The sequence below is a fragment of the Capnocytophaga sp. oral taxon 324 str. F0483 genome, from assembly GCF_000318315.2.
Lineage (GTDB): Bacteria > Bacteroidota > Bacteroidia > Flavobacteriales > Flavobacteriaceae > Capnocytophaga > Capnocytophaga ochracea.
This window is the reverse complement of record NZ_KB291524.1, coordinates 69,772-83,116: the sequence shown is the minus strand read 5'-3', so window position 1 is coordinate 83,116 and position 13,345 is coordinate 69,772. Positions and strand designations below refer to the sequence as shown.

Genomic DNA, 13,345 nt, shown 5'->3' with positions numbered 1-13,345 from the left:
GTATAAGCTTCCTATAAGCTAACCCCACCCTCCTCATAACCTTTTTTCACCAAAATCTCACTCAACTCTCTTCCGAACTTTTCCACTTTCTTTCGATAGTTCAGAGGTATCACTTTTAGGGATATACACTTTGCCAAAATTTTTGCCCGTGTGGCTCACACTGCTCGTGCGACTCACACCTTTGGCAATGTTAATCTCCTCTGGTGCAAGCTTGTAACTCGCACCCAATTTACTAATTTACTCATTCTCTCATTTCCTCATTTGCTCATTTGCTAATTTACTAATTAATCTGGCATTATTTTTGAAGTTACACACCAAAACAAAAACTCATAAACTAATTAATTAAAAACTAATCACTAATGAAAATCCTTTTTTTTACTTTAATGACAACGGTCTTCACAATGGGGTGTGCTAACGGCAATAGCCAAAGAACATCCTCACTTATCACTAACGACGAAAATTCAACTCATCAACAAGCAGAAATGAAAAAAACAAACAAATCAAAATCTACTGACATCTATTTTGCAGGAGGTTGCTTCTGGGGCACCGAACACTTCTTTAAACAAATTCGCGGAGTACTCGCCACCGAAGTAGGCTATGCCAATGGTAAACTCTCCAAAGCTCCCAGTTACGAACAAGTAAGTACAGGCAATACAGGTTTTGCCGAAACCGTAAAAGTAACCTACAACCCTCAACTCATCGACCTCAACCAACTGCTCGACCTCTATTTCAAAATCATCGACCCCACTTCTCTCAACAAACAAGGCAACGACCGTGGCACGCAATACCGCACAGGCATCTATTACGTAAACGAAACCGAAAAACCGCTTATCGACAAAGCTATTGCCACACTTGCCACTCAATACAGTAAACCCATAGTAGTAGAAGTGCTCCCTTTAAAGAACTTTTATAAAGCCGAAGAATATCATCAGGCGTATTTAGATAAGAATCCGCAAGGCTATTGCCATATTTCACCAGCCTTGTTTGAAATAGCCCGCAAAGCCAATCCAGCTAAACAGAAAGGCTTTAAAAAGCCTTCCCAAGCCGACCTTCGTAAGCAACTCACCCCCGAGCAATACGCCGTTACCCAAGAAAGTGCTACCGAGCGCCCATTTGCCAATGCCTATTACAACGAGTTCCGCGAAGGTATTTATGTGGATATTACCACCGGCGAACCTCTATTTATCTCTACCGATAAGTTCGAATCAGGCTGTGGCTGGCCAAGTTTCTCTAAACCTATTGATAAAAAACTCATAGAAGAAAAAACCGATAAATCTCATAATATGACTCGTACCGAAGTGCGCAGTAAGTTAGGCAACGCACATCTCGGTCACGTTTTTAACGATGGACCTAAGGATAAAGGAGGCTTGCGCTATTGTATCAACAGTGCCTCATTGCGCTTTATCCCCAAAGACGATATGGAAAAAGAAGGTTATGGCAAATATATACCCCTCTTAGAGAAAAAAACTAAAAAATAGAAAATTAATACTCTCATTCTAAGAAAGGGGAAGACTACTATTTTAGGTCTTCCCCTTTTTACTTATCATACACTTAGCCAAAGTTTTTGCCTGTGCGACTCGCACCTTTGGCAAAGTTGAAGCCTTATAACCATTTCACAAGGTACAGTGTTGATTTTATTCTGATTTTTGTTTAATTTCTATAACGCAAGCTATACTTTCTCTTATCTTTAATTTCGCTTCTTCGCACTACAAACAATTCTTTAAATTTGCTTTTCTCATTTTAAAGTTCTACCTTTGCAAAACTTTTAACTATTAACTCTTAACTCATAATATGAATCAAGAGTTGAAAAATAATAATTATTGATTAACAGCACGTTGTTGCTTTTACGTCGCGTTTCCCCCTTTGAAGGGGGCAGGGGGATGTTTATAATCAGTAAGTTTATCCAACCCTTGATTCGCTTTCATAACTTAAAAAGATGATTATTCAAAAAAAAGACGTATTAGAAGCGCTCCGCAAGATTACCACTCCTGGTGAAGGAAAAAATATGGTAGATAGTGGTGCTGTACAAAATATAGTAGTTTTTGGTGATGAAGTGGTAGTAGATGTAGTAATAAACAACCCCAGTCTGCAAGCCAAAAAACGCACCGAAGTAGAGGTGATGAAAGCCATTCACGGCGAAGTAAACGAGAAAGCCAAAGTAGTGGTAAATGTAAAAGTAATCGCCCCCGAAGTTACTGAAATCAAAGGGAAACCTATTCCAGGTATTCAGAATATCATAGCCGTTGCCTCAGGCAAAGGAGGCGTAGGAAAGAGTACTGTTACAGCCAACTTAGCAGCAGCACTTGCCAAAATGGGCTTCAAAGTAGGTGTACTCGATGCCGATGTATATGGTCCCTCTATCCCTATGATGTTCGATGTAGCCACCGAGCGTCCGCGTTCAGTAACCATTGAGGATAAATCGTTTATTCAGCCCATCGAAAACTACGGGGTAAAAATACTCTCAATTGGGTTCTTTACCAATGCCAATCAAGCAGTGATATGGAGAGGTCCTATGGCAGCCAAAGCCCTTAACCAGCTCATTTTCGAGGCTTATTGGGGCGAATTAGATTTTCTCCTCATCGACCTTCCCCCAGGTACAGGCGACATTCACCTGAGCATTATGCAAGCCTTACCTATCACAGGGGCAGTAGTAGTGAGCACTCCACAGCCCGTCGCCCTTGCCGATGCTCGTCGTGCGGTAGCAATGTTCGGACAAGAAAATATCAATGTGCCTGTGTTGGGTATCGTAGAAAATATGGCTTACTTTACCCCTGAGGAATTACCGAACAACAAGTATTATATCTTTGGTAAAGAAGGAGCTAAACACTTGGCAGGAGAACTAAAAGTGCCTTTCTTAGGCGAAATACCCTTAGTACAAGCCGTTCGTGAGGCAGGCGATACAGGGCAACCCATAGCGTTACAAGAAGGCAGTCCGCAAGCAAAAGCCTTCCGTTCCTTAGCGCAAGAAGTGGTGAAGAATGTAGTCGCTCGCAACGAAACCCTACCACCCTCTGAGGCTATCAAGATTACCAATATGGCAGGGTGCGGTAGTAAGTAACAAGAAACCAAAAGAGTTATACTTACCCTTTTACCTTTTATCTTTTAACTCTTAACACCTAATATCAATGAACCCAGAAGAACTTAAACAAGAAGTAATAAAAGCTTTAGATAAGATACGTCCCTATTTGCAAAACGATGGGGGAGATATTTCTTTAGTGGATATCGAAGATGGCAAAATCGTAAAAGTGCGATTAGAAGGTACTTGCACTAACTGTTCAGTAAACCAACTCACACTTAAAAGCGGAGTGGAAATGACTATCAAAGAGTTTGTACCTCAAATAGAAAAGGTAATCAGTGTGGAATAACTAATCAGTATAATGGCAACGAATAAAGAATCGAGAAAAGAATATTGGAAACGCAAGTGGCTCAGTAAATACCGCTTGGTAGTAATGGACGACAGTACTTATGAGGAGAAAACCTCCTTCCGCTTGAGTCGTCTTAATATCTTTGTGTTTGGTTCCTTGTTTGCCTTTGTGCTCATTACGCTCACCACCGTGCTGATTATCTATTCACCTTTGCGTCAGTATATCTTAGGGTATACTGCCGTAGAAAACAAACGCGAGACTTTAAACTTGCTCTTTAGGGTAGATTCCTTAGAAGGTAAAATACAAAGTAATGATGAGTATCTCGCTTCACTGAAAAAGGTGCTTGTAGGCAATATCAAACCTCAACAAGACAAAGATACTACCAGCTTTAACATCTCCGACCCTAAATACAACCCTAAGGCTTACAGGACAACTCCTACCAAAAAAGATTCTATTCTTCGTAAAGAAGTAGAAGAGGAAGAGACACAACCTCAACCTCAAGACAGCTTATAATAAAAAAAAACAATGACAAAACTAAGTGTAAACATCAATAAGATTGCCACCTTGCGCAATGCCCGTGGAGGCAATATCCCCGATTTGTTACAAGTAGCCAAAGATGTACAACAGTTTGGTGCCGAAGGTATCACTATTCACCCTCGCCCCGATGAACGTCATATCCGCTACCAAGATGCCTTCGATTTGCTAAAAGTAGTAACCACCGAGTACAATATTGAGGGCAACCCTATCCCTAAGTTTATAGATTTAGTGTTACAAGTAAAACCTACCCAAGTAACTCTTGTTCCTGATGCCGAAGATGCTATTACCTCTAATGCGGGTTGGGATACTGTTAAACACAAAAGTTTCTTAACCGAAGTAGTTACCGAATTTAAGCGCAACGGCATTCGCACCTCTCTTTTTGTAGACCCAATGGAAGCAATAGTAACGGCTGCCGCTACCACAGGAGCTGACCGTGTGGAGCTTTATACTGAGAGGTATGCGCGTGAGTATGCTCGCGGCGATAGAACCCAGATAGCCCCTTATATAAAAGCAGCCTTAGAAGCACAAAAAGTAGGATTAGGACTCAATGCAGGACACGATTTGAATCTCGACAATGTGAAGTACTTCAAAGATAATATTCCTAATTTATCGGAAGTATCCATAGGGCACGCACTTATTTGTGAAGCACTCTATTTAGGTTTAGAAAATGTAATACAACTCTACCTAAATAAATTGGCAGATTAGTAAATAACGAAAGGTTCATTAGCTAAAAAAGCAGAGAATTTTACACAAAAACTCTTTAATAATTATTCTGAATGTCAAAGTATTGAAAAAAAGTAGTGAAAAAACTTAGAAAATAATCACTAAATATTTTGCAAGTTTCGAAAATAGTATTACTTTTGCACCCGTAATGAAAGAAGGTACCTTAGCTCAGTTGGTAGAGCAAAGGACTGAAAATCCTTGTGTCCCTGGTTCGATTCCTGGAGGTACCACGAGATCTTCTTCATAGAGGAAATTTTTCATATTTTTAAGGATTAGGAATTGCAAAAGCCTCAGCGTAATGCTGAGGCTTTTGTTTTTTATTTTATACTATACTTTCCTATTTAAAATATTCTATATCCTACTGAAAGGCTAAACACTTGGTTTGAGGTACTCTCAGAACGGTTAGGGAGCACATCGCTGAAACCAATACCGTACTGAATGCCTGCTGTAAATCGTTTAATTTCTACGCCTGTGGCTAAGTTTAATCCTGCATCAAAAGGGCGTAAATCATCAGAAGAACGATTACCTATGCTGAGGGAATGGCGATTGGTTACTTTATAGTCCTTTAACTTATCTTTCTTGTAGTAAGCCCATTCTTCACGACTATTGCCCCACAAAGCTGCTGCTACATAAGGACCTGCTTTCCAAACGAGTTTTACATTCCTGAGTTTAAGTTTATAGCCTACATAAAAAGGCATCTCTAAGTAACCATAAGTGTAATGCAACTCACTGATTTGTTTTTCTTTACCTTCTTTATATTTATACTCATAGGCTTGCCCTTTGGTGTTGAGCATTAAACCTGTTTCAAGAGCGAGTCCAGTAGGGAAGTTCAAACTGAACAACGCCCCTGTATGAAAACCTGGGGTAAAAGTTCTATCACTATTAGAAGAATCGGCGTAATAAAGTCCTGCTATATTGCCTCCTATTTTCACTTCTAAACCTGGCTTTACCTGTGCCTGTAACATCGCTATACTGCTGAATAACATTACAGCTAAAAATAGTTTTGTTCTTTTCATTCTATACTGATTTTTGTTATTTAAAGTACAAAGATACAAAATATTTTGTAAATGAACAAACTTGCGAATATATTAATTATTATTACCTTTGCCTCCCAAACTAAAAGCTGAACTCTAATACTTAACAACTGATGAAACAGATAGACGGTTTTTCTAAACTTACCAAAGCCCAAAAGATTGCGTGGCTTTGCGATACTTATTTCCCTAATATAGAGAATGCTGCTTCTTTTTTTGAAAAGTACCACAACGCTGATACTGACCTTCAGAAACTGCACGACGAGTTTATTGAAAATACAGTCTCTAACTACTATCTGCCCTTTGCGGTAGCGCCTAACTTTCTCATCAACGGGCGCACTTATACTGTACCTATGGCTATTGAAGAGAGTTCGGTGGTGGCAGCTGCTAGCAGGGCGGCTAAATTCTGGCAAAGCCGTGGTGGTTTTCATACCGAAGTGCTTTCTACCGAAAAAACAGGGCACGTACATTTCTTCTTCTACGGTGAAAAAACTAATTTAGAAAACTTCTTCAACCACATACAACCCTTGATGCTCGCTAAAGCGCAACCCATTACTGCCAATATGGAAAAACGCGGGGGCGGTATTACTTCTCTTACCTTAGTGGACAAAACCGATGCTTTGGCACACTATTATCAGCTTTCGGCTACTTTTGAAACCTTAGACGCTATGGGTGCGAACTTCATCAATTCGTGCTTAGAATCCTTTGCACAGACGTTTAGAGAAGAAGCAGAACGGGACGCCTCTATCGGTGATAAGTATGAAATCGTAATGCCGATACTCTCGAACTATGTGCCTAACTGTTTGGTGCGCGCAAAAGTGCAATGCCCTATTGAGGAATTGGAGATTGCTCACTTAAAAGGAGCTGAAGCTGCGAAGAAATTTGTGCAAGCACTCGCTATTGCCAATGCTGATGTATACCGTGCTACCACTCACAACAAAGGTATAATGAACGGTATTGACTCGGTTATTTTGGCTACGGGTAATGATTTTCGTGCCATAGAAGCTGGTGCGCACGCTTATGCTGCTCGTAGCGGGCAGTACAAGAGCTTATCGGCTGCGTGGATAGAGGGCGATACTTTCTTCTTTGCCCTTGAACTCCCTTTGGCTTTGGGCACCGTGGGCGGACTTACTACATTGCACCCTTTGGTAAAAACAGCTCTTGAAATCCTTGAAAAGCCTAACGCTCGCGAGCTAATGCAAATAGTGGCTTGTGTAGGGTTAGCACAGAACTTTTCGGCTGTAAGCTCGCTGATTAGTCTGGGAATCCAGAAGGGGCATATGAAAATGCACTTGAACAACATTTTTAACCAATTAGGGGCTACCGAAGAGGAGAAGCGCGTACTTTCTTCTTATTTTAAAGATAAAACCGTAACATATAACGAAGTAGCCGAAGCTCTCAAGAAAATTAGGAAATGAGGTGCGAGCCGCACGGGTAGGTGGAAAATGAGAAAATGAGAAAATTAGAAAATTAGAAAATTAGGGAGTTGAGGGGTGGCTGGGATTTCAGATTGTTCAGATATTTCGGAGATTTGGAGGACTTCGAAGAACTCGGAGAGACTCGGAGAAACCTCTCCCCTATTACATACTCCGTTCTCGCGGACTTCTTCAGAGAGGAGGAATATATGCAAACCAATTCTGATGGACTTTAAATATACTTCAAACGAAACTACAGTGGCTCTACAGTGGCTCTACAGTGGCTCTACAGTGGGTCTACAGTGGGTCTACAGTGGGTCTACGATGATGATTAATTAAATTATAATTGAACATTAATCGAACTTATAGAACTACTATCTTCTAATATCTCTCGTTCTACTGGTTAGACTTATCGGACATAAAATAACTAACGTGAGTTCGATATAAGAAAAGTGTTGCTTACACTATAGGTACCTTACAAATCTTTACAAATCAAACAAATAAATAGCAAGCGACCTAAAAGTCTCGGACTGATTACACGGACAGTCTTTCAATTGATAATTGACAATTGATAATTGACAAATGTGATGCGCACGGATTGGTAACTGCGTTGCTGGATTTTCACGAAGCAGTAACAGAAAGACGATTGTAAATTAATGTTGTATATATCAAAATGACGTTAAAAATAGTATCAAGGCTACGTCTTGCGAAATAACAATGAGGAATAATGAGGGAAAATTATAGGAAGAAAATGAGGAAAAATAGAGGAAAAAGGGCTGAAAAGTGAGGAAAAAATGGAAATTATATAAAAGAGTAATTTTTTAGTATGTTTTGGGTACTACGTCAAAAGTACTACAAGATTTAGTAAATAATTAGAAAACAATAGGTTACAAATGCAATTTTAGGGAGTTTTTAAGTGATTTTTAGTAAAACAAGACCCCTTTCAAGCCCTTATTTTACGTGGATAAATCATTTTTCTTAACAATTGTTAAAAAACTACGTCATTAGTACGTCATTGAGGTAAAACGCGTTAAATTAATCTTAAAAAGTTTGGCAAGTACTTGACAGCCCCCTTAACTTTGCAATGTTCAATTTTTACTAAAAAACGAAAAGAAATATGAGAAAAAACATCTTTGCATTAGTAGCTTTTACAGCACTTACTTTAGTAGGATGCAAATCAGAAGCCGATGACGGTGTGGGCGAGAAACCGCGTTCTAGCACCGAGACCAACTTTTTCTTCCGCAATGGTGCTACGCACACTATCCATATGCAAGAAAAAGAAATACGCACGGTTACTATTGACGGTGCGACTGATAACTTCACTTATGAAGCCCCTACGGGTTATTTGAGTGTAAGCAAGAGTACAGACCCCTCTCCTTCTCTTGTTATTGAAGCTGAAGACGGCAGTACAGGCAGTCACGATATTTGTATCACCGATAAAACTGCTGATGGTGTAGGCATTACTGCTACCCTTACTGTAATAGTGGGCGAACGTGACAGAGGTTGGAAAGGAAACACCTTTACTATTGAGAATATTGACGGTGACAAAACTACCAAAGACGCTAAGGACTATGTAGACATAGAGGTTCCCGAAGGCTTTACTTACGATGCCTCTACTTTAAAACCAGATGGTGCCGGCGAAAGGGTAACCATTAAGCAAACAGGTACTTTATTAAAAGTAACGGCTAAAAACCATTACGATGAGACAACCCCTATTACCTTTAGATTGAAAAAGACCAACGCGGAAGACCGTGTGGTAACTATTAAACGCGTAACTAAATTTTGGAGTACCAACAATGATGGTACCGTTTTAGCAGGACTTTCTAGCAATGTATACGTTACCCAGCGCAGTTTTGATATGTTGCAAAATCCACCAAAAGTACCTTACACAGTAAAAACGGTTACATATGGTTATTATGACCCCAACGTTTCTCCAAATGGATTCGCACTTTACCGCAACCCTATTATTACAAAGATAGACCTTAACAATGTAGAAGATATTGGTTCATTTGCTTTTTATAATTCTCAAAACTTAGTAACTGTTGTGGCGGATAAAGTAAAATATATAGATAATGGAGCATTTGCCGGAACGAAAATCAAACGTATCAATTTGCCTGAAATAGAGAGGATTAGTGGTAACAGTTCTTATTATTCCTTTCCTACAACCTTACAGTCTATTACAATGGGAACTAAAGTAAAAAGTCTTGACAGTTACCTTTTCCTTAAAGAGTTAAGAGAAGTGCGTATAGCCTCCACTACACCAGGAGCTATTTCAATGAGTTCTCAGGTAATGCAAGAGGGTAACAATACAACATTGTATGTGCCAAGTGCTTATGTGAATGACTGGAAGCTTAAATTCCCTTGGGTAGAACAAACGTTTAAAGGGGGAATAAAAGGAATGTAAGAAAAGCGCGTGTAACGACAAACTAATTTCTAAAACAAAACGAGAATGAACAGAATAAAAATACTTATGGTTGCTACCTTAGCAACCCTTAGCACAGGTGTGTTATCAGCACAAGATAACTACCGCCCTTGGCTCGTAGGAGCGGGCGTGAGCACCGTAGACTTTAAAGTACCTGAAAGAAGTGTAATAAAAGACTGGTTCGGGTATCCTGATATGAATGTGGGCTTCCGCGTGAATGCTGCTCGCTACATCAAAAAAGGTATTACTGCCGAAGCAGGTTTTGCTTATGCAAGCATTAAGAAAGACCAAAATTACTTCCCCGATGTAGAGGAAACAAAACTCACCGATGCGAAGAGTTATTGGGCTTTTGATGTACGTGGTCGTTATCACCTAAACCGCTTGTGGAACGGATTGCCTTGGCTCGACCCATATCCACAAGTGGGTGTAGGCGTTGCCTCAGTAGATAACGAGAGCAAGTTTAAGTTTATCGCTGGTGTAGGAGTGAACTTCTGGTTTACTGATGTGGTAGGTGCCAATGTGAACACTGCCTACAACGTAGGAGGTGGAACCGGTCACGACTACTACCAATGGGGTGCTGGTGTAGTGCTTAAATTGCCTCTTACTGCCCGTGAGAATCCTATTGTAGACTACGTAGAACGCACCAAGGTAAAAGAACCTAAGGTAAAGAAAGAGCGCAAACGCGTATCGGCTAACAAAGCGATTACTCGTGTGGAAACGGCAGAAGAACGCGAAGCTCGTACCCAACGCGTGGTGAAACAGATAAACCTTTATGCTAAGACTATCTTGTTCGACACTGATAAATCGGTAGTGAAACCACAAGCTGAGTTTATCTTAGATAACATTGCTATCATTATGAACGAGAACCCTGATTTTAACTTTGTAGTAGAAGGTCATACTGATAACACCGGAACTCCTGAGCACAATCTTAAACTCTCTCAAGACCGCGCCGATGCTATCAAACAATACCTTTCTCGCCACGGTGTAAGCAAAAAACGCCTCGACGCCAAAGGTTATGGACAAACACGACCTATTGAGAGCAATGAGACCGAACGCGGAAAGGAAATTAACCGTAGGGTGGAAATAAACGTAGTGAAAGATAATCAGTAGTAATGGCAGTCTCCCACAGAAATAAGTGATAGAACTTCATCACAATGATACACAAAAACTGTTTTTAGCCTCTGTGGGAGTTTTTTAAGAACATCATTTTAAGACCAAAAATAAGAAGGTTTTTTTCATAAGGTGATATTTTTCTTCACCGCAACTATTTAAATTATACAGTAATGAAGGCTTCCTGATGAGATATCGGGAAGCCTTATTTAGTCGTAGGTGCGAGCCGCACAGGCAGAAAATTAGAGAATTAGGAAATGAGAAAATGAGGAAATTAGGAAATAGAGGGGGAAACGCGACGCAAAAGCGATTGCTTTATATTAATCACTAATCGTTAACCGCTAACCATTATTCTTCACTTGTAAAGGTACTGGCGGGGAGATTGGCTTGGTTTACTAAATTGGCGTCGGTAACAGGGGTAAAACCGTAGCGCACGACTTTAGGGGTAGCGACTTGATTGCTGGTTACTTTCACTTCTTCACCTACTATTTCGGCGGTAGCAGGATAGAAAATACCATTGCCGTCAGAAAGTTCAAAACCGCGTAAGGGCTTGCCATCGGCGGTGTGCAAGCCTTGTGCATACTGAAAAGAAACAGTGGCTACTTTCCCACTGAAAGTCGCTGAACGGAACAAAGGTCCTGAAGGGATTATATTTGTCTTGCCATAAGTATCATTCAAAGCCCATTGCGCTAAGCGTTCGCCTATGGGTTGTTTGTTCTTTGGGTGTACATCGGTGGGATGACCGTGGTCGTAAGATACTGCCATTCCGCTGTGTGGTATGTCTTTCATCAATCGACGTTGACTGTCTCTAAACCAACCCCACGACGGACGGTTGATACTGGATAGTTGTACGTAGTAAAAAGGCATTTGTGGATTGCCAAACTCAGTGCGCCAACTCTTCACCAATAGGGGGAATAACTTGCTATGAGCGTCCTTGTTATGCGCATTCGATTCGCCTTGATACCATATTACCCCTTTGATAGCATAATGGTTTAAAGGGAGTATTCCTGCTTCGAATAAATAAGCAGGCTCATAGGGGTGACGTTGGAGTTTATCCGTAGACTTTTTGATGTTCTCGGAAGCACGAGAGCGCACCCAATCCATTATAAAATCGTTTTCACGCCAATTATAAAGAATACTTGGGAAGTTGTATTCCAAAGTACGACGGTCTATCCACGCTTCGGTAGGTGAGCCCCCCACAGCATTGCAAATGAGCCCCACAGGCATATCCAAATCTTTTTGGAGAGTACGCCCGAAGTAATAAGCTACCGCAGAAAAATGGCTTACTGTTTTAGGAGAGCACACTTGCCACTGAGCAGGGCGGTAATATTGTAAATGGTTCAGCGAATCTAATACTGAGGCATTCCATTCTACGGGGTCGGTACGCCACCTTTCTTTCATATCAAACAGGCGAATATTAGGATTATCGGCTTGCGGAATATCCTTTTCGCCCATAGAAGTTTGATTCATATAAAACTCCATATTCGATTGCCCTGAGCAAAGCCATACTTCGCCGGCTACTACATTGGTAAAGGTGCGTTTTTCTTTTCCTGCTGTAATTTGGAGCGTATAGGTTTCTTTGGCAGTAAGTGGCGATAAGGTTACTTGCCATTTGCCATTGCTATCGGCGGTAGTGGTGAGTTGTTGTTTGCCTATCTTCACAGTGATTTTAGTACCTGTATTGGCGATACCGCCCAGAGTGAGAGGTATGCCGTGTTGCAAGACCATATTATCGGAATAGATAGCGGGGAGGTGCAAACCTCCGTAATCGCCTGTAATGGCAGTGTAGACTACCTGTGCCAAGATAGCCGCCCCTTGAACATTAGGGTGTACCGCATCGGGGAGCATTTGAGGAAAGTGATATAAAGGCTCGTGAAAGTCGATAAGCTGAACGCCCGCTTGTTTGGCGATGCGCTCTATGGCTTGTTGTATTTCGGCGTGCCAATCGCGGGTGCCAGATTCGAATCGCTTATGCCGATGTGCGAGTGGGGTCATACGAGCGATGAGGATACGCGCTTTGGGGTTCGCTTTTTTAAAAGAAGCAATGAGAGATAGATAATCTTTTACGAAATCATCGCGGTAGTTAGGCCAGTTGCGGGGATCGGTATCGTTAATACCTAAGTGAATGACCACAATATCTCCTGCAAAGGCAAGTGCTTTTTTGTATTCTTCTTGCTGAATGTAAGGCTTATGCCCTTTGCTGAGCAAAGTAGCTCCTGAATGACCGAAGTTTTCCACCTCATAGCCTTTTCCTAACTGACGTTGGAGCACCGAAGGATAGCTGTTTTGTTCGCGGTTTTCAATGCCATAGCCATAGGTAATACTATTGCCTACACACGCCACTTTAATAGGCTTTTTTTGTGCACAAGCAAAGGCGGTAAGAAGTAAGAGTGTGATAAAGAAAAGTTGCTTTTTCATTGGTTAGTATACTTAGAAAGTAAGAATGTTTTATATTAAGCTACAAAGGTAAGAAAAAAAGTGTTAGGTTGTATACAAATAACATTAGGAAATGAGGAAATTAGAAAATTTGGAAATGAGAAAATGAGGTGCGAGCCGCACGGGCAGGGAAATGAGAGAATGAGGAAATGAGGGAAATGCCAATAATACCTTTTTAACTTTGCCAAAGGTGCGAGCCACACAGGCAGCCGTAGCACGGCAGGCGAGAAAAAATTAGCAAATAGGGAAGCATTGAGGGGTTCGGAAAGAAACGGAGAAGTTCGGAAGAGGGGAGGGAGAGTTTTT

The 13,345-nt window shown here is 41.0% G+C and carries 10 protein-coding genes and 1 tRNA gene; 9 read left to right on the top strand and 2 right to left on the bottom strand.

Annotated features, from left to right (window positions below; all coding sequences use genetic code 11):
* Positions 1–359: 359 nt before the first annotated feature.
* The 6 genes from msrB to HMPREF9072_RS06815 all read left to right on the top strand — a co-directional run bounded on the left by msrB (position 360) and on the right by HMPREF9072_RS06815 (position 4,855).
* Complete coding sequence (gene msrB / locus HMPREF9072_RS06840) at positions 360–1,478, top strand: peptide-methionine (R)-S-oxide reductase MsrB (RefSeq protein ID WP_009750567.1); 1,119 nt, start codon at positions 360–362, stop codon at positions 1,476–1,478.
* Positions 1,479–1,936: 458 nt separating this feature from the next.
* Entirely contained in the window at positions 1,937–3,058 is a 1,122-nt protein-coding gene (locus tag HMPREF9072_RS06835; protein WP_009750566.1) for an Mrp/NBP35 family ATP-binding protein, read from the top strand.
* Between the two features lie 67 nt (positions 3,059–3,125).
* Positions 3,126–3,365 carry a NifU family protein gene (locus tag HMPREF9072_RS06830; RefSeq protein ID WP_009421579.1) on the top strand — a complete coding sequence of 80 codons (240 nt, stop codon included), beginning with the start codon at positions 3,126–3,128 and terminating at the stop codon, positions 3,363–3,365.
* Between the two features lie 12 nt (positions 3,366–3,377).
* A complete protein-coding gene (locus HMPREF9072_RS06825) occupies positions 3,378–3,878 on the top strand; it encodes a hypothetical protein (protein WP_009417051.1) in 501 nt (166 codons plus the stop codon).
* A 12-nt stretch (positions 3,879–3,890) separates the two neighbouring features.
* Positions 3,891–4,607: a pyridoxine 5'-phosphate synthase gene (locus HMPREF9072_RS06820; protein ID WP_009750565.1), complete on the top strand. Its 717-nt coding sequence runs from the start codon at positions 3,891–3,893 to the stop codon at positions 4,605–4,607.
* 175 nt (positions 4,608–4,782) lie between these two features.
* A tRNA-Phe gene (locus HMPREF9072_RS06815) sits at positions 4,783–4,855 on the top strand.
* 111 nt (positions 4,856–4,966) lie between these two features.
* On the opposite strand, the gene HMPREF9072_RS06810 is transcribed toward HMPREF9072_RS06815, so the two are convergent.
* The gene (locus tag HMPREF9072_RS06810) at positions 4,967–5,641 is read right to left on the bottom strand and encodes a porin family protein (RefSeq protein ID WP_009750564.1); all 675 of its coding nucleotides are present in this window, start codon (positions 5,639–5,641) and stop codon (positions 4,967–4,969) included.
* Positions 5,642–5,772: 131 nt separating this feature from the next.
* Between HMPREF9072_RS06810 and HMPREF9072_RS06805 the strand changes: the two genes are divergently transcribed.
* The 3 genes from HMPREF9072_RS06805 (at position 5,773) to HMPREF9072_RS06795 (ending at position 10,603) form a co-directional block, all read left to right on the top strand.
* Positions 5,773–7,074 (top strand): hydroxymethylglutaryl-CoA reductase, degradative, encoded by a 1,302-nt coding sequence (locus tag HMPREF9072_RS06805; RefSeq protein ID WP_009750563.1) that lies wholly within the window; start codon positions 5,773–5,775, stop codon positions 7,072–7,074.
* 1,114 nt (positions 7,075–8,188) lie between these two features.
* A complete protein-coding gene (locus HMPREF9072_RS06800; protein ID WP_009750562.1) occupies positions 8,189–9,475 on the top strand; it encodes a leucine-rich repeat domain-containing protein in 1,287 nt (428 codons plus the stop codon).
* A gap of 45 nt (positions 9,476–9,520) precedes the next feature.
* A complete protein-coding gene (locus HMPREF9072_RS06795) occupies positions 9,521–10,603 on the top strand; it encodes an OmpA family protein (RefSeq protein WP_009750561.1) in 1,083 nt (360 codons plus the stop codon).
* A gap of 348 nt (positions 10,604–10,951) precedes the next feature.
* On the opposite strand, the gene HMPREF9072_RS06790 is transcribed toward HMPREF9072_RS06795, so the two are convergent.
* Complete coding sequence (locus HMPREF9072_RS06790; protein ID WP_009750560.1) at positions 10,952–13,021, bottom strand: GDSL-type esterase/lipase family protein; 2,070 nt, start codon at positions 13,019–13,021, stop codon at positions 10,952–10,954.
* Between the last annotated feature and the right edge of the window lie 324 nt (positions 13,022–13,345).

Coding starts and splice junctions, on each gene's coding strand:
- HMPREF9072_RS06810 (WP_009750564.1), bottom strand. CDS start 5,641: ATGAAAAGAACAAAACTATTTTTAGCTGTAATGTTATTCAGCAGTATA.
- HMPREF9072_RS06795 (WP_009750561.1), top strand. CDS start 9,521: ATGAACAGAATAAAAATACTTATGGTTGCTACCTTAGCAACCCTTAGC.
- HMPREF9072_RS06790 (WP_009750560.1), bottom strand. CDS start 13,021: ATGAAAAAGCAACTTTTCTTTATCACACTCTTACTTCTTACCGCCTTT.
- HMPREF9072_RS06805 (WP_009750563.1), top strand. CDS start 5,773: ATGAAACAGATAGACGGTTTTTCTAAACTTACCAAAGCCCAAAAGATT.
- HMPREF9072_RS06830 (WP_009421579.1), top strand. CDS start 3,126: ATGAACCCAGAAGAACTTAAACAAGAAGTAATAAAAGCTTTAGATAAG.
- HMPREF9072_RS06800 (WP_009750562.1), top strand. CDS start 8,189: ATGAGAAAAAACATCTTTGCATTAGTAGCTTTTACAGCACTTACTTTA.
- HMPREF9072_RS06835 (WP_009750566.1), top strand. CDS start 1,937: ATGATTATTCAAAAAAAAGACGTATTAGAAGCGCTCCGCAAGATTACC.
- msrB (WP_009750567.1), top strand. CDS start 360: ATGAAAATCCTTTTTTTTACTTTAATGACAACGGTCTTCACAATGGGG.
- HMPREF9072_RS06820 (WP_009750565.1), top strand. CDS start 3,891: ATGACAAAACTAAGTGTAAACATCAATAAGATTGCCACCTTGCGCAAT.
- HMPREF9072_RS06825 (WP_009417051.1), top strand. CDS start 3,378: ATGGCAACGAATAAAGAATCGAGAAAAGAATATTGGAAACGCAAGTGG.